At 30.4% G+C, this 26,045-nt stretch carries 26 protein-coding genes and 2 tRNA genes; 14 read left to right on the top strand and 14 right to left on the bottom strand.

Annotated elements, in window-relative coordinates:
- The first annotated feature begins 49 nt into the window (after positions 1-49).
- Positions 50-817 carry a hypothetical protein gene (locus GvMRE_RS07675; protein ID WP_147410632.1) on the top strand — a complete coding sequence of 256 codons (768 nt, stop codon included), beginning with the start codon at positions 50-52 and terminating at the stop codon, positions 815-817.
- A gap of 55 nt (positions 818-872) precedes the next feature.
- Here the strand turns inward: GvMRE_RS07675 and GvMRE_RS07670 are convergent, their stop codons facing one another.
- Genes GvMRE_RS07670 through GvMRE_RS07660 form a run of 4 tightly spaced genes read right to left on the bottom strand, consistent with a single transcriptional unit; the run spans position 873 to position 4,229 of the window.
- A complete protein-coding gene (locus GvMRE_RS07670) occupies positions 873-1,106 on the bottom strand; it encodes a 50S ribosomal protein L31 (RefSeq protein WP_147410631.1) in 234 nt (77 codons plus the stop codon).
- Between the two features lie 4 nt (positions 1,107-1,110).
- A complete protein-coding gene (locus GvMRE_RS07665) occupies positions 1,111-3,567 on the bottom strand; it encodes a GumC domain-containing protein (protein ID WP_147410630.1) in 2,457 nt (818 codons plus the stop codon).
- A gap of 1 nt (position 3,568) precedes the next feature.
- Positions 3,569-3,721 carry a hypothetical protein gene (locus GvMRE_RS13720; protein WP_172575318.1) on the bottom strand — a complete coding sequence of 51 codons (153 nt, stop codon included), beginning with the start codon at positions 3,719-3,721 and terminating at the stop codon, positions 3,569-3,571.
- A gap of 43 nt (positions 3,722-3,764) precedes the next feature.
- Positions 3,765-4,229 carry an iron-sulfur cluster assembly scaffold protein gene (locus tag GvMRE_RS07660; protein WP_147410629.1) on the bottom strand — a complete coding sequence of 155 codons (465 nt, stop codon included), beginning with the start codon at positions 4,227-4,229 and terminating at the stop codon, positions 3,765-3,767.
- Positions 4,230-4,293: 64 nt separating this feature from the next.
- On the opposite strand from GvMRE_RS07660, the gene GvMRE_RS07655 reads away from it, so the two are divergent.
- Positions 4,294-4,887 (top strand): hypothetical protein, encoded by a 594-nt coding sequence (locus GvMRE_RS07655; protein ID WP_147410628.1) that lies wholly within the window; start codon positions 4,294-4,296, stop codon positions 4,885-4,887.
- Positions 4,888-4,990: 103 nt separating this feature from the next.
- Here the strand turns inward: GvMRE_RS07655 and mutM are convergent, their stop codons facing one another.
- Both mutM and GvMRE_RS07645 read right to left on the bottom strand, forming a co-directional pair.
- Positions 4,991-5,959, bottom strand: coding sequence for a bifunctional DNA-formamidopyrimidine glycosylase/DNA-(apurinic or apyrimidinic site) lyase (mutM, locus tag GvMRE_RS07650; protein WP_147410627.1), 969 nt, complete (start codon positions 5,957-5,959; stop codon positions 4,991-4,993).
- 99 nt (positions 5,960-6,058) lie between these two features.
- Positions 6,059-6,135: transfer RNA gene (locus GvMRE_RS07645), tRNA-Ile, on the bottom strand.
- 158 nt (positions 6,136-6,293) lie between these two features.
- Here GvMRE_RS07645 and GvMRE_RS07640 point away from each other — a divergent pair.
- From GvMRE_RS07640 to GvMRE_RS07630, 3 genes are read left to right on the top strand one after another with little or no spacing between them, the layout of a single operon-like run.
- Positions 6,294-7,325 (top strand): recombinase RecA, encoded by a 1,032-nt coding sequence (locus GvMRE_RS07640; RefSeq protein WP_147410626.1) that lies wholly within the window; start codon positions 6,294-6,296, stop codon positions 7,323-7,325.
- Positions 7,326-7,357: 32 nt separating this feature from the next.
- On the top strand, positions 7,358-8,908 hold the full coding sequence (locus tag GvMRE_RS07635; protein ID WP_147410625.1) for an ATP-binding cassette domain-containing protein: 1,551 nt from the start codon (positions 7,358-7,360) through the stop codon (positions 8,906-8,908).
- Positions 8,909-8,921: 13 nt separating this feature from the next.
- Positions 8,922-9,134 carry a bL35 family ribosomal protein gene (locus GvMRE_RS07630; protein ID WP_147410624.1) on the top strand — a complete coding sequence of 71 codons (213 nt, stop codon included), beginning with the start codon at positions 8,922-8,924 and terminating at the stop codon, positions 9,132-9,134.
- A 38-nt stretch (positions 9,135-9,172) separates the two neighbouring features.
- On the opposite strand, the gene GvMRE_RS07625 is transcribed toward GvMRE_RS07630, so the two are convergent.
- The 3 genes from GvMRE_RS07625 to GvMRE_RS07615 form a co-directional block, all read right to left on the bottom strand.
- On the bottom strand, positions 9,173-9,415 hold the full coding sequence (locus GvMRE_RS07625; protein ID WP_147410623.1) for a hypothetical protein: 243 nt from the start codon (positions 9,413-9,415) through the stop codon (positions 9,173-9,175).
- A 539-nt stretch (positions 9,416-9,954) separates the two neighbouring features.
- On the bottom strand, positions 9,955-10,251 hold the full coding sequence (locus tag GvMRE_RS07620; RefSeq protein WP_147410622.1) for a hypothetical protein: 297 nt from the start codon (positions 10,249-10,251) through the stop codon (positions 9,955-9,957).
- Between the two features lie 66 nt (positions 10,252-10,317).
- Complete coding sequence (locus GvMRE_RS07615; RefSeq protein ID WP_216361632.1) at positions 10,318-11,835, bottom strand: M17 family metallopeptidase; 1,518 nt, start codon at positions 11,833-11,835, stop codon at positions 10,318-10,320.
- Between the two features lie 113 nt (positions 11,836-11,948).
- On the opposite strand from GvMRE_RS07615, the gene GvMRE_RS07610 reads away from it, so the two are divergent.
- A complete protein-coding gene (locus tag GvMRE_RS07610) occupies positions 11,949-13,040 on the top strand; it encodes a helix-hairpin-helix domain-containing protein (RefSeq protein ID WP_147410621.1) in 1,092 nt (363 codons plus the stop codon).
- Between the two features lie 58 nt (positions 13,041-13,098).
- Here GvMRE_RS07610 and GvMRE_RS07605 read toward each other — a convergent pair whose 3' ends face one another.
- The 3 genes from GvMRE_RS07605 to trpS all read right to left on the bottom strand — a co-directional run bounded on the left by GvMRE_RS07605 (position 13,099) and on the right by trpS (position 15,108).
- Positions 13,099-13,548: a hypothetical protein gene (locus GvMRE_RS07605; protein ID WP_147410620.1), complete on the bottom strand. Its 450-nt coding sequence runs from the start codon at positions 13,546-13,548 to the stop codon at positions 13,099-13,101.
- A gap of 361 nt (positions 13,549-13,909) precedes the next feature.
- A complete protein-coding gene (locus tag GvMRE_RS14395; protein WP_281267963.1) occupies positions 13,910-14,038 on the bottom strand; it encodes a hypothetical protein in 129 nt (42 codons plus the stop codon).
- A gap of 56 nt (positions 14,039-14,094) precedes the next feature.
- Positions 14,095-15,108: a tryptophan--tRNA ligase gene (gene trpS, locus GvMRE_RS07600; RefSeq protein WP_147410619.1), complete on the bottom strand. Its 1,014-nt coding sequence runs from the start codon at positions 15,106-15,108 to the stop codon at positions 14,095-14,097.
- Between the two features lie 165 nt (positions 15,109-15,273).
- Here trpS and GvMRE_RS07595 point away from each other — a divergent pair, with 165 nt between their 5' ends.
- The 4 genes from GvMRE_RS07595 to GvMRE_RS07580 all read left to right on the top strand — a co-directional run bounded on the left by GvMRE_RS07595 (position 15,274) and on the right by GvMRE_RS07580 (position 19,626).
- Entirely contained in the window at positions 15,274-16,344 is a 1,071-nt protein-coding gene (locus GvMRE_RS07595) for a phenylalanine--tRNA ligase subunit beta-related protein (RefSeq protein ID WP_147410618.1), read from the top strand.
- 120 nt (positions 16,345-16,464) lie between these two features.
- Positions 16,465-18,180, top strand: a complete 1,716-nt coding sequence (gene asnS / locus GvMRE_RS07590) for an asparagine--tRNA ligase (RefSeq protein ID WP_147410617.1) — start codon at positions 16,465-16,467, stop codon at positions 18,178-18,180.
- 261 nt (positions 18,181-18,441) lie between these two features.
- Positions 18,442-19,146 carry a hypothetical protein gene (locus GvMRE_RS07585; RefSeq protein ID WP_147410616.1) on the top strand — a complete coding sequence of 235 codons (705 nt, stop codon included), beginning with the start codon at positions 18,442-18,444 and terminating at the stop codon, positions 19,144-19,146.
- A gap of 279 nt (positions 19,147-19,425) precedes the next feature.
- Positions 19,426-19,626: a hypothetical protein gene (locus GvMRE_RS07580; RefSeq protein ID WP_147410615.1), complete on the top strand. Its 201-nt coding sequence runs from the start codon at positions 19,426-19,428 to the stop codon at positions 19,624-19,626.
- A gap of 42 nt (positions 19,627-19,668) precedes the next feature.
- On the opposite strand, the gene GvMRE_RS07575 is transcribed toward GvMRE_RS07580, so the two are convergent.
- Complete coding sequence (locus GvMRE_RS07575) at positions 19,669-20,871, bottom strand: helix-hairpin-helix domain-containing protein (protein WP_147410614.1); 1,203 nt, start codon at positions 20,869-20,871, stop codon at positions 19,669-19,671.
- A gap of 140 nt (positions 20,872-21,011) precedes the next feature.
- A complete protein-coding gene (locus GvMRE_RS07570; protein ID WP_147410613.1) occupies positions 21,012-23,591 on the bottom strand; it encodes a class I tRNA ligase family protein in 2,580 nt (859 codons plus the stop codon).
- A gap of 149 nt (positions 23,592-23,740) precedes the next feature.
- Here GvMRE_RS07570 and GvMRE_RS07565 point away from each other — a divergent pair.
- The 4 genes from GvMRE_RS07565 to GvMRE_RS07550 all read left to right on the top strand — a co-directional run bounded on the left by GvMRE_RS07565 (position 23,741) and on the right by GvMRE_RS07550 (position 26,040).
- Positions 23,741-23,816: transfer RNA gene (locus GvMRE_RS07565), tRNA-Asn, on the top strand.
- A 15-nt stretch (positions 23,817-23,831) separates the two neighbouring features.
- A complete protein-coding gene (locus tag GvMRE_RS07560; protein WP_147410612.1) occupies positions 23,832-24,506 on the top strand; it encodes a hypothetical protein in 675 nt (224 codons plus the stop codon).
- Positions 24,507-24,561: 55 nt separating this feature from the next.
- A complete protein-coding gene (locus GvMRE_RS07555; RefSeq protein WP_147410611.1) occupies positions 24,562-25,434 on the top strand; it encodes a hypothetical protein in 873 nt (290 codons plus the stop codon).
- A 171-nt stretch (positions 25,435-25,605) separates the two neighbouring features.
- The gene (locus GvMRE_RS07550) at positions 25,606-26,040 is read left to right on the top strand and encodes a DNA methyltransferase (protein WP_147410610.1); all 435 of its coding nucleotides are present in this window, start codon (positions 25,606-25,608) and stop codon (positions 26,038-26,040) included.
- The last annotated feature ends 5 nt before the right edge of the window (positions 26,041-26,045 follow it).

The raw sequence follows: 26,045 nt of genomic DNA, 5'->3' as shown, positions 1-26,045 counted from the left end.
TAATCGTTTTTGTTGTGTTCTGATAGTAAATGGTGTTAAAATAATTAATATGGAAAAAATGGAAGCAAATAAAGAGTTCATTTTTGATAACTTTCAATCACTACTTAGAGAATGCAAAAGTTTAAAAAGAAAATTAGAAGAAGACAATTACAAAGAAAGAACAAAATTTTATTCTTGGACAAAAAAGAGGAAAAAATTAGAATTAACTGAAGATTATTGTTATGGTATAGAACTCGACCATTTTGATAAAAAAGAATTAAAACAGATAATCCAACTTATTTGTAATGAGATACTGAAATTAATTCGTCCTCCGTGTAAAAGGAAATATGCTCAAAGATTGATTTGTGATTTCAGTTTATCTTCAGACGATTTAACTTGAGAAAAATTAAATTCGGTTTCCAGTTCTCAATCATTACCAATAGAAGAAAAAAATCGATGTGCCACCTGTGCTAAAAAATTTAGTTGGTGAGGGTTTTTTAGTAAAGATATTGATAAGCAAGGCAATCAGTTTTGTTCACGAAGTTGTCGCGAAGAGTTTAATGATTTATTTTGCGATAGTTGTAAAAAAAAAATCTTTGATACTCCTTATTACATAGATAAAGATAAAGAAGAAGGAGTAATCTGCTTTGATTGTGTTAATACTAAATGCTTAGGATGTCGCAAATATATCCCCCGTTCTCCAGATTACTTTCAAAAACTTTTACCTGGCCTCCAAGGAGAAAAAAATAAAAGTGGCGACTCCGCCGGAAATTATCTTCCTCTTTGTAAATCTTGTCAGGCCAAGAAAATTAATCACCAAGCAGAGGAAGAAGAATAAAAGATATCAATTTATATTCTATAACTTTTTAAAATTAAAGAGATTATAACAGTGATTATTTGGCTTTTGCTGCTGCTTTTTCTTGGGCTTTTTTTTGTCTTTGGTGAAATTTTTCTGCTCTTCCTACTCTTATTTTGGCTAAACTTTCTCCTTTGTAAGCAGGATTGCATTCTGCACAAGTGGCAATTTCTTTATTTTTCTGAGAAGTAGACCAATTTTGATATTCTGTTTGGCAAGAAATACAATGATAATTTATTAAATAAAGGGGACTGTGGAGATTTTTCTTCATATTATTATTTTTTCTTCTTTTGGAAAAAAAATATTACTGCTGCGGAGCCTGCTAGCAATAAAACACCAATTCCAGCAGCAGCAATTAGTTTAGAGTTTGGTTTATTATTGTTAGTTGGAGTTGTTGACTTAATTTTTTCAATTTTATTTTGGTTAATTGTTTGAGTTGCTAATTTTTGGACAAAATTGGCTACTTGCTGGGAAGTTTCTAGCTTTTCAAGTTTATTTTCTCAATCTGAACTTAAATTAGCGAAAGTTTTGCTGGTTTTTTGTAATTGCTTTATTTCTTGTTTAACAGTTTCTTTGGCCTTTTTGAGCGGTTGCTTGCTGATTAATTTAGCAATATTTTGAATAAGAACTTCTTCATTAGTCTCTTGATTATCTTTTCAATTTTTTTGTTTATTTATGTCTTCTGAATTAGCATAATCTTTTAATTTTTCAACTACTTCTTGAATTTGTTCAGGATTAGCCTGGTCATTTTCTAGTATTTCCTGACCAGTTTTTACAATATTTTCTAATTCTGGATTATTTTTATCTGAAAAGGAAGCAGGCTTTTCGGGTTTTTCGCTGCTGGAAATTGGTTTATCATCTGGTGATTCGGGAGAAACAGAAGAAGAATCAGTAGAGGCAGAAGAAGTACTAGGATAATAACTTCCACCACCAAAAGAAGAAGATCCTGCTGAACCTCCACTTCCAATGCTAGAACTTGGTGAAGAAGGAGTTTCTGGTGAACTAGAACCAGAACTATTGCTGTTTCCATTTGAAGTAGAATTTTCACTTGTCGTTGAAGAAGATCGAGGAACATCATTTTGTTGTGATGAAGAGGGGGGGGCCTGTGAGGAAGTGTTAGTAAATGAAGCATTAGCACTGGAATAACTTCCTCCACTATTAGATTGATAACTAGAAGAAGAGAAAGAAAAAGGAGGAGTGTGTTGTTGTTGTTGTTGTTGTTGTTGCGTAATTTCCTTATTAATTAATCCGATCAAGACGTTTCGCTGTACTATAACTTCATTACGAGTAGTTTTGTCATGTAAATTAGTTTTTCACGTATAAGGAGGAATTAAGCCTTGATTTAAAACCTGTTCTATGGTTTGGTTGTTGATTTTGCTTGTCAAGGAACCAACTTTAAGAATTCAATAATCTTCAACTTCTTTAATTACCTCATTTTGTAAATCAACAATTTTCTTTTTTTTTTGAAGACTGTCATAAACAGACGAATTTTGAGCCAAATTGTCGTCCCAAGCCTTTTTTTTAGCACTACCAGAAGGAGAACTGCCAAAAGTTTTTAATACATCAATGGCATTTTGAATTTCCTCAGCAGTCTTTAATTTTCCGTTGCTAGCCTCATCGATAATTTTTTTTAATTCTTCTTTGGCTATTCTTTCTTGATTATTATGATATTGATTATTGTTTTTTCATCAATCGTTAACGCATTCCTGGGAACAAAATCTTGCATTCCTTCCTGCTTCTTTTACTGGAATTCGGCTACCAGGTCAGCATTTTTTCGGGCATTGGTGACAAGTAAGAAATTTGCTATGACAATCAAAACAAGCATATTTTTCTTCCCTTCTTTTCTTTCTCATCCTCGTGGGGTCTTTCTTTTGCTGACAAATATAGCAGGTTTTTCACTTAGAACTATCTCCTGAACTTCCTCCTGCTCCACTTGAACTAGATCCAGTTTTTCCATTCACTCTAAGATACTCGTTTAAGCATCTCTCGTGGCAAAAATAAAGATAGCCATTTTTCTTTGCTCGGTCTTTTCAGAGACCAACTCCATTAAGGGGGATTTTTTCATTTGCTTCTGGCTGATGATTAAAACAGGCAACTCTCCCTTTAACACCCATAAAACCATTGTCATATTTTTTTCTTTTTTCATTATCAAATAAAATTTGATAAGCATCCTTGACAAGCCTTAATTCTTCTGTTTTTTCCAAAATTCTTTTATCAGTTAAGTGTTTAGTAGGAATTTTGTTACGTTTTGAATCCAATACAAAATTGCCAAATCTGTCTTTTTCATACTCATAGGAATCAATTCTGATTCTTATTTCTACTTCTTGTTCAACTTCTAAATGGTTAAAATTTTTTCCTTCTTTCTTTCATTCTTCTTTTATTTCTTTTTTTATTAACATGGGAATTATAACTCGAAGTTCATTATCTAATTTTGCAGAAAGTTCCCGTCCTTTTACTAAAATAGTTCTTCTCGGAGAATTTTCTGGCAATCCTAAAATTCCGTAACAATCAATACCAAAATCAATACCATCTAATGAATTTGTGTTAACCAAAGAAATTACTCTTATATTGTTACTATGGCAGTCTTTACACCTTCTCGGCTTAATTCTATTTGTTTCTCGTTCTCTTTCGCCTTCAAAATCAGCATCATAATTTCCTTTTATGAATACTTCATAACTCCGATTACAGTCATTACATTTAACTTCAAATCTAAATTCTTCTTGTCGAAACATATTAATCCCTCCCCTCCTTAAATATTGACAAAATATCCTGCTCCTTTTTGAGTCCTATTTTTTTTGCTATAATAATCTCTCTCTCTCTCTCTCTCTCTCTTGGGCTAAATGTGTTAAATAAAAATTCGTTTTTTGCTCTTTTTTCTATCATCATATTTATTATTTATATTATAAGTTTTATAGTCACCATTATAAATTTAATTAAATAAGCATTTTTTTACTCCTCTTAAAACTAAATTAACACATTCTATTCTTTGGGGAAATTGGGACAAATCGTTAAAAACTTCTATTTGCGAACAGTTATTTAACTGATAATTTTGCTTTTGGAGCATTTTTTCCATATTTTCAATTTCGGTTTTTACTAATTCCATTTTTTTATTTTCCATTCAGTGGCAGAGAATATTAGTTGCTGCGACTGTTAAGCAACAGGCTTGTTGTTCGCTAGCAAAAAAAGCCAGTTCAACAAAATTATTTTTTTGCTGAATAAGTAAATGAATTGTATCTCCGCAACCAGTATTTAAACTAAAAAAAGTGTGAAAAGGAACTTTTAAGTTATTACTAATTTCTTTTAATTTAACCAAAGAAACTTCATGAGTGGGATTGCTAAAATTTTCGAGAATTATCTGACGTTTTTTTTCTTTGTCAAAAGATAAATTAGACATAAGGAATTTTTGCTGGTTTTATTTGCTAATTTATAAGGAAAAAGTTAAAAACAATAATATAAATATGTCAAGCGAAAAAAGAAAAGCCCAATTACAGAAAATCAAGGAAAAGTTAAATAATCCTAATATTTCTTTATTAGAAGCAGGAAATTTAAGTCGTGAATTCTTAATGGTTTACGCTAATAATCCAGCCAAAAGCCAAGATGAGTTTGAAAAAGAAGAATTTTTTTTGCAGGATGAAATTGACACCAAAACTTCAAAAATATATTTTGATTATATTGACCAATGAGAGAAAAAACAAGTTAGTCCTAACGAACAAGAATTAAAGTTTCTTGACCTTCTAATTAAGAGTATTCCTGCTATTCGTGCATTTGCGGAACAAGCAAAAGAAAACATGAATAAGGCTAAACAATTGAGTGAAGAAGAAAAAAAAACGATTATTGAATCAATTAAAAAAAAAGAAGAAAGTTGAAAAAAATACCAACCTATTCTCAGACAACTTATTGAGCAAGCAGAGAGAGAGAGAGTGAAGAGGAGGAAAAAAATCCGACTGATTCTTCAAAAGAAGAGCAAATTTCTCCAACTTCCAAATCCGCTAAAACTTCCTCTACCGGTTCAGATAGCGGAAACGATAAAAACAAAACTCCTTGGCATATAATCATTCCAGTAGGAATATTAGCAATCGGGTTAATCGGTGGTCTGGTAGCATTTTTAATTTGGCGTAAGAAAAGTGATAAAAAGCCAGAAGCAAAAAAATAAATTTAGGCAACTTGACATTGAGGGCAAAAAAAAGTGCTTCTTTCTTTCGGTTTTTTTTTATTTATTTTTTCTTTGTTAATTTCTTTTTGTTCTTTTATTAATTTTCTAATTAAACTTCCACATTTATTAGGACAAGGCTTACCTTTTCGGTTATAGACTTTTAGTTTATTCTGATAAGAACCTTCTTTACCTAAAGGATTAACAAAATCAAACTCTGAAGTTCCTTCTGAATTTAAGGCTTCTTTTAAAATTTTTTGGGCTGAGTGGATTATATTGTCTACCTCTAGTTTAGTAAGTTGGTTAGTTCTTTTTAAAGGGTGAATTTTAGTGTCAAAAAGTATTTCTGAAGCGTAAATATTACCAATTCCGCTAACAATATTTTGTTCTAATAAAGCAGTTTTAATTGGGACTTTGCGTTTTTGATAATATTCAAAAAGCAGTTTAGTATCTACTTTTTCCTCAAGCAAATCAGTTCCAATAATTTTGTAAGGCTCTGATTCCTTATAATCATCAAAAGTTTGTAGAATAAAACCTCCAAATCGGCGGGCATCACAGTAAGTTAATTTCGTTGTTTTTTTACTATCATCTAAGTAAAAAGTTAAGACCCTTGACTCGTCAGTATTGTGCTTCTCAAACAAATCCTTTTGCTCTTGTTTCGAAGCAGGATCAAGTATTTTTTCCTCTATAAAATACTTTCCGGTCATTCCTAAATGACTAACTAACGCGTGGGTTTTAATTTTTTCTTGGTTAGTAAGAATAAAAAATAAATATTTACCTTTTCTGTCTATTTCATGGATAGTTTTACCTATTAATGCATTAATAAATTCTTCTTCACTGATTTTTTTAATCAAACTCTTTCGCTCTTTTGTTTTGTCTTCTGGCTTATAAATTTCTATTTCACGGATAGTTTTTCCAATTATTTCAGTCCTTAATATTTGGCGAACAGTTCCCACTTCGGGTAATTCAGGCATTATTAAATTTTTAGTTTGTTTTCTTTTTCCTGTTTAAATTAATTTTAAATAATTAGAGAAAATGCTAAAAATATTTTCTGATAAGTTTTTATAAATACTTGGTGAATCCTGGGGGATTTGAACCCCCGACCTTCCGTTTATGAGACGGGCGCTCTAACCAACTAAGCTAAGGATTCATTAAGATAATAAAATTTTAACAGTATTTTTCTCGCCAGAAGCAGTTTGCAAAATAAAAAATTTCTGGATTGACAAAGTGGATTTTTCGTCTCAAGTTTAATTCAACAGTAATAACAAATATTTTTTAAAAACAAGGGAAAAACACAAAAATATTAATATGCTTAAAAAAAAATCTTCTGAAGAAAATCCTGAAATTGATATCCAACAGCAAATCCAAAAAATTATTGAAAACACTAAAAAAGAATTCGGTGAAAAATCAGTTAGCACTTTAGAAGAAAGTGGTTTAGGTGGTCGAAAAATCTTGTCAACTGGAAGTCTTTTGTTGGATAAGATAATAGAAGCAGGCGGCTATATCTATGGAACTATTATAGAAATATTCGGTCAGCCTGGCGTGGGAAAATCTACTTTGGCTCTCCATGCGATAAGTGAATGTCAAAAACAAGGAAAAATAGCCGCTTATATAGACTTAGAGAATAAATTAGGAAAAAATAATGAATATGCTGCGAACATTGGTGTAAACGCTAAGGAATTAATTAAATTCAACTCCTTAGGCGGAGAAGAAGTTTTTAGATTCATTAATAAGAACATTGAAGAAGGAGTAAGTTTATTTGTAGTAGATTCAGTAGCAGCTTTGATACCTGAGGCTAATTTAAAAGAGGGTGCTGAATCACAAGGAGTTGCTTCCAAAGCACGGTTAATTTCCGAAAGATTACCAATCACTAATTTAAAAATGCGCGACAAGGACGTAATTTTAATATTCATCAATCAAATAAGAGAAGACTTTTCGAGCAGTTTCTTTGGCCCCAAGTTAACTACTCCAGGCGGTTGAAGTTTAGAACATCATGTTAGTTTGCGGATTATGCTGAGACCCAGAGAAAGAATCCAAAAAGATACCGAGTATATTGGAATAAAAACCCAGGCTAATATAATCAAAAATAGTTTTGGCTCTCTTAAAAAAAAAGCTGCCGACTTGGAAATTATTTTTGGACAAGGCATTCAAAAGGAGCGAGAAATTATTGACTTAGCAGTTGAAAAAGATATAATTCAAAAAAGTGGCAATTGATACTCTTATAAAGAAAAAAAAATAGGTAATGGTCGAGAATCAGTAATCGATTATTTGATTAAAAATCCTCTTGTTTTTTCAGAAATCGAGCAAATGACTTTTCCCTCTCTTTCTGACAATGCTTAAATAAACAATCAAATCCACATTAAACTTTAAAAATGAATAATATAGTAATAAACAAAATGTCCCCGCCAAAAGAAAACCAAAAACAAAAGATTAATTTTTGAACTTTATACGAAAAATTCAAGTTTAAAGTAATTAGGAATTTTCTCCTTGCCACAATTTTAACAGTACTTTCGGTTTTTTTAATGCTAATTATTGATAACCTTGTTTCGAAAAAGAAAATAGTTGATGATAATTATTCCTTATTATTGCCTAAGATACTCCGAGGATGTTTTACTTCCTTGACCAAAGAAAAATTTATTCTTTTAGGGATAATTTTGGTTTTCCTTTATGCTCTCACTTTTTATTTTTCTAGTTTATGAGAAGAAGAATTAAGAGTCCAAGGTGGTCATTATGTCAAAAATCACTTACTAGATAAATTTAGACAATTGCCTTTTGAAGAAAGAGAGAAAAGAAGCAAAGAAATTAATATCCTGGTTGAGTTTGATTCAGGCGAAATTGGCTATACTTGGGAACACTTGCCTAATCATGTTTATCATAGCCTCCTCACTATCATTTTGCTAATTTCACTGCGCTGGGGAAAATTTAGCAAGATGGATAACAAAATGACCTTTTTTTCTTGCTTTTGGCTGCTTTTAATCAATATAGTTAGTTATTTTTTTACCCGCTTAGTTTTAAGAAATGAAAAGAAATATAAAAAAGAGTTAACCAAAGAATGAACCGTAATTAATAAAGAAACCGAAAAAGCTAATTTGATTGAAAGTATGGGCTTAACTCCCCAATACCGAGATAAGCAAATAAAAGTCAGCCATACAAATGAAAAATTAGTGCTTTCTTTTAATCGCACCAAATCATTAAACAAAACTATTCCTGTCCATTGGTTAGCAGAAATGTTTCCTTATCTTTTATTGTTTATAGTCGGAACATTTTCAGAAGCGGGTCAAAATATTTTACCAATGTGATGGATTTTTGAGAATTTCCAGGAAATATTTAAATGTTTTTGGGAATATGGTGAATATGCCTCTTCTTTAAACAGAGTCAATCGTTTTCTCTCTCTCCCAGAAAAAAATGATAACCTTCAAGGAACAATTTTTCCAAAGGAAGTGGTAATCAAAGCAATTAATTTTGAAGAAGTAAGTTTTAAATACCAAGACAGTTCAGAATGAATTCTTGAAAATTATACTCATTCTTTCACCAAAGGAGAAGTTAAGCTCCTGCTTGGAGAAAATGGCATCGGCAAAAGCACCATTCTTTATTTAATTTTAGGAGTAATTAAACCTCAAAAAGGGCAAGTAATGGTTGAATGCCAAGACGGACAAATTTATAATCTCTACCAAGATATTAATTTAAGGCATTGACGAGAAAACAATGTGGCTTATGCTTCTCATGACAACTTAATTGAAACTGGTTCTACCGGACAAAGACAATTGGCTAATATTAATAATCTTTTTATTACTAGAAACCAAGCAGTTGTTTTTCTGTTAGACGAAACTGATAATGCTCTAGACCAAGAAAAGCAAAAAGAGTTTGAAAGAAAACTAAAAGATTTGGCTCGGGATAAATTAGTAATCTATACCAAACATTAAGTAAAATTAATATATGCCGAAGATAAAGATAAAATCAAGAAAAGCCTTCTCTAAAAGATTTGCCAAAAAAACTGCGAATGGCAAATTAAAAAGAGGAAAATCCAATACTTCTCATTTATTTGGCAATAAAACTAGCAGACAAAGAAAAAGTTCTCGAAAAGTTGCTTTTTTAAGTGAAAGCGATTTAAAGCGAGCCCGAAAAATGATTAACCATAAAAGTACTTAAAACTTCGCTCATCATTGGCTAAGTTTCTTTAAAACTTATTATAGAATGCTTGCCCGCTCGAAAAAAAGGATTATAATTAGTTTAACCTTTTTGCTCCACTCATTAGGGATTTTAGTAGCCTTTTTTAAAACTCAAAATAATCTGCCTTTTCACTTGCCTTTCCATCTGCTTCGTTTTTTTACTTGGTGGTCGGTTCATTCTTCCATCTTGGCTCTTTTAGCAATAGTAGCAATTATTTGAGAAGAAAAAAAAAAGACTTCTTCGTGGTTATCCCAGTTCATTCCTTTTTTGTCAGTTATTTTTAATTTAACTACTTTCTTGTTTTGCCTCTTTAATTTATTTTTTGGTGCTTTGGGACGAAAACATTCTTCTTTTCTTTTAAACTTAAATTCAATTCTTTGGCACTTAGTTGCCCCTCCTTTAACTATTTATTGCTTTTATGCGTGAGCCAGAATAGATATTTTGAAAAAAAAGCTAGCCAGAAGTATCTTATGTTCTTTTATTTGGCCTGTTTTTTACTTTATTTATGTTTACTTTCTTTCCCGATTTAATTTTGGTGACGGAAACAAATTAGGTCTTTACCTGAAAAAATATCCTTACCCAATTTTCCAATGACTTGTTAAAAAAAATTCTTTGTTATTTTTTCTTTGATTACCGCTTGCTTTTCTTATTGTTTTGCTCTTTTCTTTTTTAATAATTTGAACAAAATCACTTTTTGAGAAAAAATCTAAAACTGCTTTAAAGTAAATTGCGATTAAAATTTTCTACAATTTCTAATTCTCCTAGTTCTTTAGCAATCTGATAATCAATATCGCGAATTTTAACGCTCACAAATTTTTATTTTTCTTTCGTAGGGATAAATTTTAAACGCTCGAATAATAAGAAGAAACAACAGAATTATTGCCACGGCTCAGAAAATTCATCCCCATACTTTATCCCAAATGCTTTCTTTTTTTATCCATTCGCTACCTATATATGTTATTCCTGTGGTAGCCATCGGTCATAGCCAAGCATTATCTACTAAACTATGATATTGAAAGTAATAATGATTTTTTCTTTTTTCTCAATAACCTTTCTTTTGTAATAATTCAGAAAGTTTTTGTTTGTCAACATACATTCATAAAGAAATTTTTATTGGATGAAAATGACGAGTTGTAAATTCTTTGTTGGCTGCTAGTAAATTTTATTTTTTGCCAGAGTTATTTTTTTCTATTAGCATAAATTCAATTAGAGTTTTTACCATTATTCCAGTTCCTCGTTTAGTTTTAGTTTTTCAGGCTGTTCCGGCAATATCACAGTGAATAAATGGCAATTTTTCTACAAATTCTTGTAAAAAAGCGGCTCCATTGGAAGCACCCATATAGCGGCTACTACTAATATTACTAATGTCCGCAATGGAAGTGTTTTCTTTTAGGGCTTTGGTATTTTCTGGAATTATTGGTAATTCTCAGTATCTTTCTTGCGATTTAGCAAATGCTTGTCGAAATTCTCGATAAAATTTGCGGTCATTAGTCAAAACACCGGTTAAATTTTCTCCTAATGCTGCTACTACTGCTCCAGTCAAGGTAGCCACAGTAATGATTTTGGTGGCTTTTTCTTCACGAATGGCATAAGTAATCCCATCAGCCAAAACTAAACGACCTTCCGCATCAGTATTATTAATTTCCACTGTTTTACCATTCATTGATTTTACTACGGATTCCGTAAGGGTAGCGTGTCCTCCGATAGCATTTTCCGTTAAGCAAGCCACCGCTACCACATTTATTTTTGGGCTTTTTTGAATTAAACCGAAAAAAGAAGCACAAACTGCTGCGGCTCCGGACATATCAAATTTCATGCATTGTAAATGCTGAGAAGACTTTAAATCATAGCCGCCACTATCAAAAGTGATGCCTTTTCCTATTAATCCCAGAACATTTTTTTTATTATTTTTATCACCAAAATAACGCAAAATTACCACTCTTGGTTCGTGATGGCTACCGGCATTGACTGCTAACAACAATCCCATTTTGTTTTTCTCGATTTTTTTTTTATCCAAAATTTCTACTTCAACTTGGTCTAATCGACCAGACAAAATTTTTTGCGTTTCTCGGACTTTTTTGGCAACGGCTAATTTATTTTTGCTTTCTGTGATTTGTATAACTTTTCCGGAAAGTTCTTCGTGGTAAGAAGTGCTAAATATTTTTTTTACCATCTCAGCAAATTCTTTAGCATGTAATTCATTAGGAGGTATATCTTGCAAACCACGAGCAAAATTAACTGCTGCTAACTTAATAAATGAATTCATTCAAATATCTCAGGCTTGCTTGTTAGTAGTTATTAAATGATAATCAACAATTTTTAGTTTTTTTTTATCAGTTTTGTAAGTAGCAGACGAATAACCACCAAATAAAGTTCCTTCAATAATGGCTTGTAAAATTATTTCTTCTTTCAAGTTAGGAGTAACAAAGGACTTGACATCGATATTAAGATTTCTTTCGTTTTCTTGGGAAAAATTGACAAAAAAATTATAGATTTTATGGAAATTATAGTCCTCGGCTTGCTTGTTTAAATAAAGATAATAAGTTTCTTCTTCGGAAATAAGGGTAAGTTTACTATCTTTTTTTTCCACCAGAGAAGGAAATTTTTCTTTTTCTGTAATTGCTTTTAGGGTTAACAAATCTTTTTGTTTCTTATCTTGGATATGTAAAAAACTAGTCATATACATATTTTTATTTGTTTCGCTTTGTTTATATGAAAAAAGTATGAATGAAAACAATCAATTATGAGAAGACAAACAACTAAGAAACGATAAAAAAACTAGTATTATAATTCATGGATAAAAATGACAACAAAAACGCTTCTTTGCTACCTAATGAGGAAGTAGAGAATTTTAAGAAAAATTTTCTCCAACAATGCCAAAAAAAACTTTCCCGAGCAGAAAGTGAAAAATTGTGAGGGCAAATTATCAATAGCAGTGCTTATACTTTTAATAAATCTCATGCCGTGGCTTACAGTTATCTAAGTTATTATTTTGCTTTTCTGAAAGCGAATTATTTTACTTCTTTAATTACCTATTTTCTCAATAGTTATGTAAATTCTTCTGAAAAAACTTTGGCTTATCTTCGAGAAGCCATTTTTTTTGGTTTTGTTCCTCATAGTCCTGATATCAACTTTTCTGAAATTCAATGAAGCCAAAGAGGTAAAATTTTACAGATGGGTTTTGCTAATTTGGAAAACTCTCAGCCGGCTTTTTTTGAAGCAATAATTACTGAAAGAAAAAAAAAAGGAAAGTTTCGCGATTGGGAAGATTTTCTTCATCGCACAAGTAATCACTGAAAAAAAATTGAACTCAATGATTTTCAACGTTGAACTGAAACTGGTCTATTTGCCAGTTTGAAAATAAACACCAGCGACTTGCTTGAAAATAGTGAAACTGTTCTTAGTTACTGTCAACTGAAACAAATTTTCCCAAACACCTCTCGATTTTTGCCAACTTTGGACTGAATTCAAAACAAGCAAGACGACCAAAAAGAACTGACTCAGAGTGTATTCCTAAATAGTGACATAAATAAGAAAGAATGAGAAAATTGAGGCATCTACCTTAACTATTTTTCAGTTTGAAAGGAAAAAAAGAAAACTATGCCAATCCAAGCCTTTGCAGAATTTTCTGCTAATTCTAAAAAGCCAGTCGGTCAAGAAACGATCCAAATTTATGCTATTTTGCAAGAATTACAAAAAAAAGGTAATTTTTTTTCTTTAACTTTATTTGACCTGCGTTCAACTTTTAAGTTATTTATTAACACGGAATTTTACCAAAAAAACAAGGAAATTTTAGTTATTCACCAAGCAATAGTTTTTCATTTAGCAATACGAATTGATAACTACAAAATACAAAATATTAAAGTGGTAAAAGTTGAACTGTAAAAGATAAAATAAAATTATTTTATAACTGTTAAAAGCAATCCAAAAATCAAAAAAAACACTAATTTTTCTTTTTTTTAGTTAAGAAGTAAACTACTATTCCAGTCAAACCCAAAGTTCCAATTCCTCCGAAAATCCAAGGTCAGTAATTTTTCTGATTAGATTGAGGATTTTCCATGCTATTCTTTTCTCTGGCTTCTTCTTTATTCAAGTCTTTTATTATTTGGTTTCTGCTTCTTTTTGTTTTCGTTCGGTCTCTTTGTTTTATTTCGTGAACTTCGTTTAGTTTTTGATTAGCCGTTTTTTTGGTATTTACGCCATTAACTAAATCATTTCAGTATTTTTCTAACTCATTTTTAAAGTTTAAAATATTTTTTTTCAAATCAGCATTTCTTATTTCGTCTTTGTCGGTAGTGATAGTTACGTGAATATCTCTACCCGGAGGATAATCATAATGTTCTAAATATTCTGGTTTATTTGAATGTTTTCCTTTTTCTCCTAAATTCACCACAAAATCTCTTTCGTTTTAGTCTAGTCCTACTCAATTATCAAAATCTTTTTTTTGATCTATTGAACTTTTATGCCGATAATAAAATTTTCTTAAATCGTCTTTAATAGTTTCTCAATTGTTAGTTTCTGAACATTCTCAATAAGTTCATTCGTTTCTTATATTTCCATGCTCTTCAGAATACTTTTTAGTGGGTTCCTCTTTATTAGAAAGTATTTTACTGATTTCTGTTTTTAATTCTTCAAAAAGTTTATCAAATTTTTCCGTGTTTTCGGAATTTTTTGCTTCTTCAATGTGAATATCTATTTCCTCGTTTAATCTTATTCCTATTCCTTCGAGTGGTCCAGTTTTTTCGCTAGTATCTTTATTGTAACTTTCTTTGTGATTTAGGCGATATGTGTCATGGCCTACTCTCTCTCTCTCTCTTGAATTTTAGATGTTTTTTTACCTCGGCTAAAAGTTCGTCCAAGTTATTAACTTTAATTTCTTTCATAATAATTACTTTATAATTATATTTTTAACTTAAATGTTTTCAACTTATATTTCTTGTTAATTTATCAATTTCATTTTACTTTTGATTTTTTTCATTTTTTGCTGAGCCAGTTTTTGACAATAATGCCGATTTTTTTCCAATAAATCAGTAATTTTGGCTTGGTAAATGGAGAATTTTTCTTGAATAGTTTGAAGTTTATCACAAACTAATTCTGACAATTTTTCTTTAAATCTGCGATGGTCTAAATCACTTACTTCTTTTTCTGCTTCTTTTACCGTGAGTTTTTTGAGCAAGGCATAAATAAGTAAAAGATTAGAAGTACCAAGTTTATCCTTATTTTCTGGATCATAATAAATTTTTTTTTCTGAATCTGTCACTGCTTTCTTAATTTTATCTCTGATATCTTTAGGTTCATCAAGTAAGGCCAAATAGTCCTTTTCACTTCCACTTTTTGACATTTTTTTTTCTGGGTTTTGGAGACCCATTATTTTGCTTCCTAATTGAGAAAATTCATTAAATATTGGTAATTTTAGCAAGGCGATGCCTTGTTTTGATGCTTGGTGAAAATTATTGAACTTGCGAAAAATATCAGTGGCTAGTTCATAATGCTGCTGTTGGTCTTGACCAACAATTATTAAGTCTGCATCATAAAGAAAAATATCAGCAGCCATTAAAACAGGATAAGAAAACAAGGCCAAATTTCCGGTTTCTTGTTTTCCTTTTTTTTCTTTATATTGGATCATTTTGCTTAATTCGCTTACAGTTACCAAAGGAGATAAAAGTCAAGCCAGTTCCAGGTGCTCTTTAATTTGGGATTGAATGAATATTTTACAGTCCTCTTTCAGACCACAAGAATATAACAAAGCAGCAATTTCCTTAGCCTTTTCTTGATAATTCATTTCTTTTTGGGGAACAGTTAGAGCATGCAAGTCAGCAATCATGATGATTACTTCATATTCTTCTTGTAATATTAAAATGTGCCTGATTACCCCTAAATAATGCCCTAAATGTAAAGTTCCGGTAGCCTGAATACCAGTAAAAAATCGTGGTTTAGTTTGGTTTGTGGACATATATATAATTTATTTTTTTTACAAGAAAAAGACGAAACAGGATAAGTAAAATAAATTATGAAGTTTAATATCAGATAACATACTAAATGCTTAAATAATGAATGTAAAAATTTATACTTAAAAATAATAATAAAACTTCTTAATAAGTTTGAAAAAAAGTAAAAAATGTATTCTTACTCAGTAATTATTCCCAGTTATCGTCTAGATATTGAAAGCCAAGAAGATTTGGTAGAAGAGATAATTCGTATTTATGGTTATGATAATCTTCCCAGTTCCTTACTTTCTTTTCAACAAAAAAAGTTAATTATTAATAAAAACCAAGTTTGTCGTGAATTAATTCGTCAGAAACTAGTTAACCGGGGTTATCAGGAGATTATTACTTATTCCCTAGTTTCCCAAGAAATTAAAAATGATTTTTCCCCTCCAAAAGAAAATGATTTTTACTGATTGTCGACTCCTAAAAGCGAAAGTCATGTTTATTATCGACAAAGCCTTCTCCCTAGCCATTTAAAAACTATTACTTATAATTTAAATCATCAAAATGAGAATCTTTTTTTTTTCGAAATCAGCAAAATTTACTCTCCCAGTGAAAGTGAAGAAGAGATTTTGACTTTAAGCGGAACCGGAAAAATAATTACTAATTCAGTTCATAAGCTAGAACAAGAATACGACTTTTTTTGGCTCAAAGGAATAATAAAAGAGATTTTTCACATTCTAAACATTATTGACAAAGTTAATTTTGTTCCTTCACAAATAAAAGAGTTACATTCTTATCAAAGTGCTGACATTTTTCTAGAACAGGAAAAAACTGGCTTTTTGGGAAAAATACATCCTCAATTAAGCAAAAAACACCAACTAAAACAGCCAGTTTTTGGAGCGCAAATTTCTTTAAGTAAATTGTTTTCTTTTCTGGCAAAAACTAAGCAAAGGAATTATCAAATTATTTCACCTTTTCCGAAAATTGAACAGGACTTATCACTTATTTTGGAAGAAAATATTCTAGTTGGTGAGGTCACAAAGATTATCAAAAAAAATGATTTTCCTTGATTAAAGAATATAAAAGTTTTTGATGCCTATCAAAGCAAAGAAGACAAAGCAAAAAGACAAAAATCTCTGACCTTTCGGTTAATTTTTCAGAGCCAAGAAAGAACTTTAAGAAAATCAGAAATCGCGGAAATTGTAAAAAAAATTATTTTGCAATTAGAAACTTCTCTAAATGCTAAACTAAAAACATAGTAGTTAGTAAGCAAACTTAAATATATCTAGATTCAAGGAATCGAGTAGAAGCATTATGTTTTCCCCATACTCAACTTTTTGTTCAGAAATGTTAAAAGTATTTGGTAAAAAATTAAAATAATGAAACCAAAAACTTATAAACTTAGGGAAATTTGTGAGATTAAGGCTCACCCAGGAGGATGAAATATAAAAGAAAGTAGCAATCCAATCCATTGAAAAAATGGGACAATTCCTTTTTATCAAATTAAAGATATTCAAGCAGGAAATTTAAATCCTGATAAAAAATTAACTATTGAAGCAGTTAATGAATGAAAATTGCCTCTAACTACCGAAAACTCTTTGCTTTTATCTGCTATTGGCACTATTGGCAAAGTTTTTTACCCGCGAAAAGAAAAATGCGCTTTTGCCAGCACTATTATTTGCTTAGAACCTAATCCCGATTTAGTTGAACCTAATTATTTACATTATTTGCTTCAAAGTCAAGAAAAAGAAATAAAAAATTTAGCAGTGGGAAGCACTATTCCTATGTTAACAAAAACAGTTATTTCGACCTTTCTTCTTCCTCTCCCCCCTCTCTCCCAACAACAAAAAATCCTTCAAAGTTTTCAAATTGTTTATAATTCTATTTACAAAACCGAAGTTCAGTATCAAGATACTCTGTTAAAGATATTACAAAAACATTTAGAGATAGGAGATTTATTATTTTTGAAGTATAGGGATAGTGAAATTAGGATTAAGGATAAGTTTAAGTTAGTAGCAGGGAAAACTCCACCAAGTAGCAGTTCTCCACTCCAAAAAAACAAAGTTCCTTTAGAAGTAGTGCGTGAGTCCCTTCATTTACGTGCTAAAACTAATTATTTTTTAATCATTTTTCGTCTCCGTCATAGTATTAACAAAGCCATTCATGATTTTTTTTACCAAGAAGAATTTTATTATATTTCGACTCCAATTATTACGAGTAATGATACCGAAGGAGCCGGAGAAACTTTTAATATTGCTACTGACAAAAAAGAATTTTTTTTTTCTAAGCCGGCTAAACTAACCGTTAGCGGACAATTACAAGCCGAGGCCTTAGCCCAAGGATTAGGCAGGGTATACACTTTTTCTCCTTGTTTTCGAGCCGAAAATTCTCATACGACCCGACACTTAGCCGAATTCTGAATGGTCGAACCCGAAATGATTTTTGCTGATTTAGAAACAATAATTAACTTAGCAGAGAAAATGATAAAATATGTAATAAATTTTGTTCTTGATAATAACAGTGCTGAATTAGAATATTTAGAAAACTACGATAAGGAAAATAAAAAGGAAATAATTAACAAAATAAAAAAAATTTCCCGGACTAGTTTTAGATTTAAAAAAATTAGTTATAACGAATGTATTAGAATATTAGAAAAAAATAAAAAGACTTTTGCTTTTGACAACATTGAATGAGGAATGGATTTACAATCCGAACACGAGAAATATTTATGTCAACACTTTGACAATAGCCCAGTTTTTATTACTGATTATCCAGCCAGTTTAAAAGCTTTTTACATGAAAAATAACTCGGATGGAAAAACAGTTGCTTGTTTTGATTTATTATTTCCCCGTGTTGGTGAAATGGTTGGAGGCAGCGTTCGTGAAAGTAATCACCAAGTCCTAAAAGATAAAGCCCAAAAAACTGGTTTAGATATAAATAATTTAAGTTGATATTTTGATTTAAGAAAATGTGGCTATGCTCCAAGTGGTGGTTTTGGTTTAGGTTTGGAAAGATTATTAATGTTTTTAACTGACACGGAGAACATTCGCGACGTAATTCCTTTTCCTCGTTATTCTCAACATTTAGAATGCTAGAAAAAGTTGAGAAATTGGAAAGTGAAAGGGTTCTTATACAAGGATATAATTATATTTTTAAAACAACCCACCAATAAACAAAATTATTATTTTTTTTAGCAAAAATTTTTCTTTCTTGGTAAAAATCACACCAAAAAATTCTCACAAATTTTCCCTCTTTCGCGCGCGCATATTCATTATTTAGAAAAAAACCAGTAAATTTATAAATTTGGTTCACCAAATTATTATAAAAAAAATTTTGGGTGTAAAAACTTATATATTATGAAAAACGACAAATTTATATCGGTAACACCGAAGACATATGAAGTAAAATATGTAGAAAATGAAAACAAACAATCAGGTTTATCACCAGCAGCAAGAGCCAAAGTGATTAATCGCAGTGGTAGTAATTATTTAAGTGAGAGAGCAACTGTAAATAATCCTAGTTATGGACCAGGGAATGAGGATGAGATTAAAGGCAAAGGTCAACACTTAATCAATTACCTTAATGATAAATGTGGACATGATGAATTTTTAGTTGAGGAGATGACCGATCTGCTTTCGGAGGAGGTGATGAAATGCATCACGGATATATATAATTACACAACTTCGGCTGGGTCAAGATTCGGAGCAGGTGGCATAATAGCAGATGCGAAATATGATGGTTCAGTATATAAATATGAAGAAGCTGATGGTAGTAATATTAGAATCGCGAATGGTTCACTTGGAGCTGAGGCTGGTGCAGGGTCAGGTGGTGTTACTGCCAAAGCTAGAGCAGGTGTAGATTTGATAAATGCTAGCAAAGAGATAGACGGAGGAAGAGTTAATGCTAGGGTCGGAATTAATGCTGACACAGGCGGGTCAGTTGGTCCTGGTGGTGTAGAAGCTAAATTCCTGGGTTTCGGAGTTAGTGTTGGTAAAAAAACCGGGTTAAGTTCGCCATTTGGAGAAGTATCGGTTGAATCTGATGATTGTGTTATTCAATAATACCATAAAAATCTTTTAGAAATTATAAAGGAGATATGAGCCCATCACTTATATTAGTTAGTATTCTTTTTTCTTTCATCTTTTTCGTTATAATTTTCACTTATTATTACATTTACAAAATACTAACTGCTAAATGTCCTAAATGTTCGCAAAAACCAAAAGTAAGTTTCTGAAAGGTATGAAAATTTGGAGCCATGCCATGGAGTAGAGTAAGTTTATTTTGTAAAAATTGTCATAAAAAGATTAAAATAAAGTAATGAAAAACTGAGAAAAAAATTATTGGGGAATAGTTCTTGGCTTACTTCTATTTCATTAAGTAAAGAAGGAGTAAAATACACTAAAATCGTTAACAACCAAACTACTATTACTTATATTAGCCGTGGAAAAGCCCTCGCTTATTTTATTCCGATTTGGCTTGGTTTTTTTGGTTTAATTTGGTTAATTGCCAAAGCCACCACGGGAGGGTTTTCTAAAAAATAAATCTCTTGTGTTTTGTACCAAAGCATAGGAATTTTATCAATATTACTCGGGCATAAGAGCATTAGAACCACCACTTTCAATAATTAAATGATATCTTTCCAGGTATTCTAATTGCTCTAAATGATTTTTGTTAAGGACGTTTACTAACTCTTCTTTTCAGTTGCTAATTTGCCCTTTTTGCTGTCGGTAATCAATAATTCTACGAGCATAAATTTCTCCAACGCCCGTAATGGCCAAAAAAGGGATTAAAATTTGCCCGTTAATTATTTGAAAATTTTTAGTTTCAGACTTATTAAAATCAAGTCCTAAACGAAAATCTAAGTGTTTTTTTTTCATTTCTAAAATAATTTTCAAAGTGTAAAGTAATTCTTTTTCTTTGGTTGTTAGTTTTCATTCGCGCAAGCCATAACTAGGAATATTTACCTTACCCTTAACTCGCTTTTTTTCTGCTTCATTCAAATTTAAATGTGGCAACGACTTTCCTAAAAGTAGATTTTTACTTTGTTCAGTACAATTCTCTATTTGCGTAATAATTTTTTGCTTAGTAGTTTGGAGAACAGTGCTAATTTCTGCTTTTTTTTGGGCTAAATATTCGTCTTTGTTGGCTTTGTTTCCGTTAATTCCTTTAACTAATTCTTGTAATACTTTAACAATCGAGAGCAATTCCTTTTCACTATTTTTAGCCTTTCCAATGGTTTCTAGAAGTTTTTCTAAGCGAAAATTAATACTTTCTGGGTCAAAAGTCATTAACCAAATGTCGTGAACTGCTACATGATAGGTTAAAAGAACCGAATAAAATTCTTGGGGGTGATAAACTTTGTAATAAGCAGTCCTTCAAGCAGTAGTAGTATAAGCAATAGCGTGGGGTTTAGGAAAAATATATTGAATTTTGCTTAAAATATTGTAATATTTTTCTCCTGAGGTTAATTCTTTACTGGTTTTTTTTGCTTCTTGGATTTCTTTTAATAGCGATTTTGATTTTAATGGTAATAATTTAGTCGCAAAATCAATGGTTTCAATAATTTCCTTTCTCTGCCTAATCAATCGCTCTACTTGGTCAATTTCCTGATTTGGCTCAAAGATCAGTTCTTTGATTTGGTATTTTTGTTCAATTTCTTTTAGCAGTTTTTGTGCCTCGCTGTTTTGGTTATTTTCCTGCAGTGATTGATGAGTTTTTTGGATAATTTTCAACAAATAATTGATTTTTTGTTGATTTTTTTTTTCTATTTCAGAAACTTCTGGCATTAATTAATTTTTCTTTTTTTTTTTTGGTTAGAACCTTTCCTTACATAAATTCCTTGGTAAACATTCAGTCAGTAAATATTTCCTTTAAATTTCTTAGTTTTTGTTTTATTCAAATTAATTCTCTTCTAATTTTTATAAATTTAAACTAATAGTTTTTGTCCGCTAACCTTTTTATAAAGATACTCCGTAACAAAAGGAATAAAAGGATAAAAGTATGCTAATATTTGTTGATAAACATAAAGCAAAGTTTTTTTTGTTGCTAGGCTCCAAGTAGTTATTTTTATTAACTCTAAATAATCATTACTTAATTTTTGTCAAGTAAAATCAATTAATTTTTTGGCTAAAAGGCTGGTTTCTAATTTTTCACTATGTTTAAAGTAGGCTTTTTTTAATTTTTCTAATTCAGTTAAAATTCAAGTGTTAATTATTTTTAATTCTTTATTATTTTCCTTATTTAGTTCAGTTTCTAATTCAGTAATTTCAATTATTTTTAATTCTTTTTCCTCTAATTTCAAAAGTAGAAAATTACCAATGCTTCAAAGTTTTTGAATAAAATTATAAGCACCTTTAATTTTGCTTTCTTCAAAAATTAAGTCAGAGCCAAGAATATTATTTTCTAAAAGAAATAAACGCAAACTATCAGTGCCATATTTTTCAATTATTTCTTCGGGTTCAACACCATTACCCAAAGACTTTGACATTTTGCGTCCTTGACTATCGCGAATTAAACCATGAAGGTAAACATTTTGAAAACTTGGCTGATTAGTGAAATAATAACTTAAAAGTATCATTTTTAAGACTCAAAAAAATAAAATATCATAACCAGTAACTAAATGAGTAATGGGAAAATATTGTGGATTAGGAAAAGGAAATTTTTGTCCTTGGTTAATAATAGTTAGCGGTCATAATCCGCTGGAAAATCAAGTATCCAAGACATCTTTTTCGGGTTCTCATTCATTAACCGACGATGGTGAATTTTCGCCAACATAAATTTCCCCAGTTTTTTTATGATACCAAACGGGTATTTGGTGACCTCACCATAATTGCCGAGAAATACACCATTCGTGAGTTTTTTCTTTTCATTCTTTAATAACTTGTTGAAAACGGGAAGGGTAAAAATTAATTTTGCTTAAAAAATCAGGGTTTTTGGCTTCTATTTTTTTAATTAATTGTGGTAAATCACAAAATCATTGAGTAGAAAGCAGAGGTTCCACTGGAACACCTGTTCGCTGGGAAACTGCTAAATTAGTTTGGTAAGTTTCAACTTTTAAGCAAATATTTTTTTCCTGTAACTCTTTTACTAATTCTTGGCGAATTGATTGAGGTTTTTGTCCTTGTCATTTTCCGGCTAATTCATTTAAATTTCCTTTCTTATCATAGCAACTAATTAAAGGTAAATTATATTTTTTGCCTAATTCATAATCAAAAAAATCGTGTCCGGGGGTGCATTTTAAGACGCCGGTGCCAAAATCAATAATTATTTTTTCATCCGCCAAAACAGGAATAATTTTTTTCGTTACTGGGTGCTGAACTTCCTGACCAATATATTTTTGATATCTTTGGTCTTGGGGATTGACAAACAAAGCCACATCCGCAAAAACAGTCTCGGGACGACTAGTAGCAACTAATAAATAACTATTCTCTGGCTTTTCTTCTTCACCATTTAACATTTTTAAGTAATCTGATTTATTAGAAGAAAAAAATCATCACTGGGCACAAAGTACTGCTCCTTGCGAAGTTTTATCCATGAATTTAATATCCAGTGTTTTTTCAGGTTCTTTAATTTTCACTTCCCCAGAGTATTCGTTAGTTCAATAAGCATATCCTTTTAGTTGTTTAGTTTGCTGTTTAGTTTTTATTCATAGGTCATCAGAGAGAAAAATTCTTTCTTTAACTTTTTTTAATTTTTCAACTACTAAATTAGTTTCTTCAAAAACTTCTCTTTTTGCCGCTTGTAAGGGAGTTTCGCCTTCTTCTATTTTACCTCCCGGAAATATCCAACCTCATTTCTTTTCTTTTAGCATTAATATTTTTCCTTCTTTGTTTTGGATAATTACTCTAACAAAAGAAATTTCATAATTAGTATTTTTTTCTTGATTTGTTTGCGGATTATCATCGCTATTTAGCAGAGGATATTTTAAATAATATAATTTGCTTTCGCTAGGTTTGTGTTCTACTTCAATATCCGAAATAACACTTTTTAATTGGGGGTCTCAATTAACTAGTTTCTTGTCACGATAAATTAAACCATCATTGTATAACTGGATAAAAGCCTGTTTCACTTGGTCTTGAATGTTTGAATCCAAAGTAAATTTAACATTTTCATAATTAACGAATAATCCTAACTTCTCCCACTGTTGAAAAAAGACTTTTTTAGTTTGGGGATATCAAGTATTTAAGGTATAATTTTTTTTTTGTTCGGTAGTTTGAAGGTTAGAAATATTTAAAGATTCAATTTTTTTTTGAGTAGCAATTCCGGCATGGTCTATACCAGAAATTCAATAAATCAGTTGACCCTTTAAGTAAAAATAACGCACTAAAAAATCTTGGGGAATCAAATCTAAACAATGTCCTAAATGTAAATTACCGGTAATATTTGGTGGAGGCATTAAAAGCGAAGCAGAGAAGTTGTTACTTTTAGCAATTATTTCTTTTCAATAACTATAATTTTCTGGTTTTTCTGTGAAATCAAAATGATATTTGGTTGATAATTTATTCATTAGTGAATTTATTTATTTTTTTAGGCAAAAACTATGATTCAACTAGAATATTTACATTTTGCTACAGAAACAAAAATTACTATATGGATAAGAATTAGCAAACTAGCGAAAAACAGAATAGTCAATAAAATTTAATTTTTCTAAAAAATGCCCGCTTGGCTCAGCGGTTAGAGTGTCCGGCTGTTAACCGGAAGGTCGGAGGTTCGAATCCTCCAGTGGGCGCCAATAAAGTTTTTCATTATGAACCAAAATCAACCAAAAAGTAACAAAGTTTTATGGTGAATTATAGGAGGAATATTATTTCTGGTCGTTAGTTTATTGATTATTTACACAGTAATTCAGACCAATAAAGCCAAAGAAACTTCCTTTAATCAAAAACCAACAGAAAGCAACAATAAGCCAGGACAAACAGGCAATTCATCAACCACTTCTAAAGAAGAATTAGAAAAATATTTGCTAGAAAAAAGATTAGATTTGCAAAAATATTTTGTTTTTTGTTTACAAAAAGAAGTAAAGCCAGGTAAAGTGGCAATTACTAACCAAGTTAATGCTAATAACGGGAGAAATATAGTTCCATCATTGTCTAATCATTTAAGTAAATTGATAGGAGAAAGGAAAGATTGAATTATTTTTTCAGGAAAATATACCAATGAAACTTCGGAAGAATGAAATAAAGACAAATTAGACCAGAAAATTAAAAATGGTGAAGAATGGTATATCATATTTGATAAAAGTCAAATTAACAGCGAAACCTGTAATTATTTCTCAAAATTAGCCGGAATAGGCGGGACAACTTTTCCTACTGGTATTGTTCTTGCTGTTGAAGCCGAACCAGAAGTTCAAATTAAAAAAACAAAAAAAGAAACCTTAGATTTTCTTAAAAAAAATGATCCTATTCTCCAAGAGAAGTTTTAAAGTTAAAGTTTATCATTGCTCTGTGGTTCCTGTTAAAAGATTAAAATTTATTTAAATGCCCTCTAAAAAATTCAAGTATTATTCTCTTTTAATTTCTATCTTTTTCTTGCATTTATTTTCCATAATTGTTTGTGGGTTTAATGATGTAGCCAGACAATTAGCCAAGCCGAATGCGAATAAATACTTTGCTAATTTAAAAAGTGTTAGTTATTGAGCCTGGTTTTTTACTTGATGGTCTGCTTGGACTTCCTTAATTACCTTCTTTTGAGTTGTTTATCGATTAATTAAAAAAAATAATGCTTCTTATTGAACTCAATTTTTTGACTTAAATGTAGTAATTCTTAATCTATCCAGCGGAATTGTTTTTACTGCGGGTTGGATTTTAAATATGATTACTGGTGGAAAAAGAAATCTTCTAACTAATATTCCCAAGGGAGGACTAGAAAGTTTGCGAAAAATACCAATCGGACTATTAGGATTAAATGCCAAACAAGGCTGGATAATTTATAATTTGACTTGGCATGTTCTTGCCCCTTGTTTAGTAATTTATTTTTTTTGAAAATTTAGCGCTACCAATTTGTTAAAAGAAAATTTAAAGACTGCTCTTTTTACTTCTCTTTTAAATCCTACTATTTATTTTACTTACATTTTTTTACGCCCGATAATTGATTATCAAAATAGTTATCATTTTAAAGCAAAATCCTATGATTATCCTCATGATTATCCTTTTTCCTTTTTTAATCGCTGTGTCGGAAAGCCTACTTGAAAAGGAGATACTTATCAAAGCACTTTACTAAAACAAATTTTTTGAATAATTTTAGTGCTTGGTGTTATTTATCTTGCTTATTCTTTACTGGTTTACTGTTTAATTAAATGGAAAAGTTCAGCAAAAATAGGAAAATTGACTTTTAACGAAAAGAAAATTTAAAGACAGAATTTTTAATCATAAAAATATTAATGAAAAAATTGATTAATAAAGGTTTTTAATGAGAAGGTGGAGAAGAAAAGTTAATTACTAAATTAGGGAAAGTAAATGCGAAAATTAATAGTATTTACAGGGAAAAAGTTAAATTAGTAGTTTAAAAATAACTTATAAAAAATGACACAAAACGGAAGCAAATTATCAGGCAAATTAGAATTAAATTGAGTTAACAAAAATAAAACTTTAATTGTTAAAGACTATGGCAAAGGTCAATATGAATGAGTAAACCAAAATGATTATCGTGTTTCCGAAGTTAGATTATTTAAAGAAATAGAAAAATTTGGGAAAAACTCCTCTGATAATTTAATAATTTGCGGGGATAGTTTAAATGCTCTAACTAGTTTAAGTAAAATCCCAGAATACAGAAAAAAGTATGTGAATAAAGTCAAGTTAATTTATATTGACCCACCTTTTAATACCGGACAAATGTTTACTAATTATGATGACCAATTAGAGCATTCAGTTTGATTGACTATGATGCGAGATAGAGTGCTAAAAGCCTATGAATTATTAAGTGATGATGGTTCTTTATGAGTTCATTTAAAAATTTAAAAAAA

The organism is endosymbiont GvMRE of Glomus versiforme, assembly GCF_003546845.1.
Note: the sequence above shows the minus strand (reverse complement) of the source record. Positions and strands in the feature narration are given on the sequence as shown.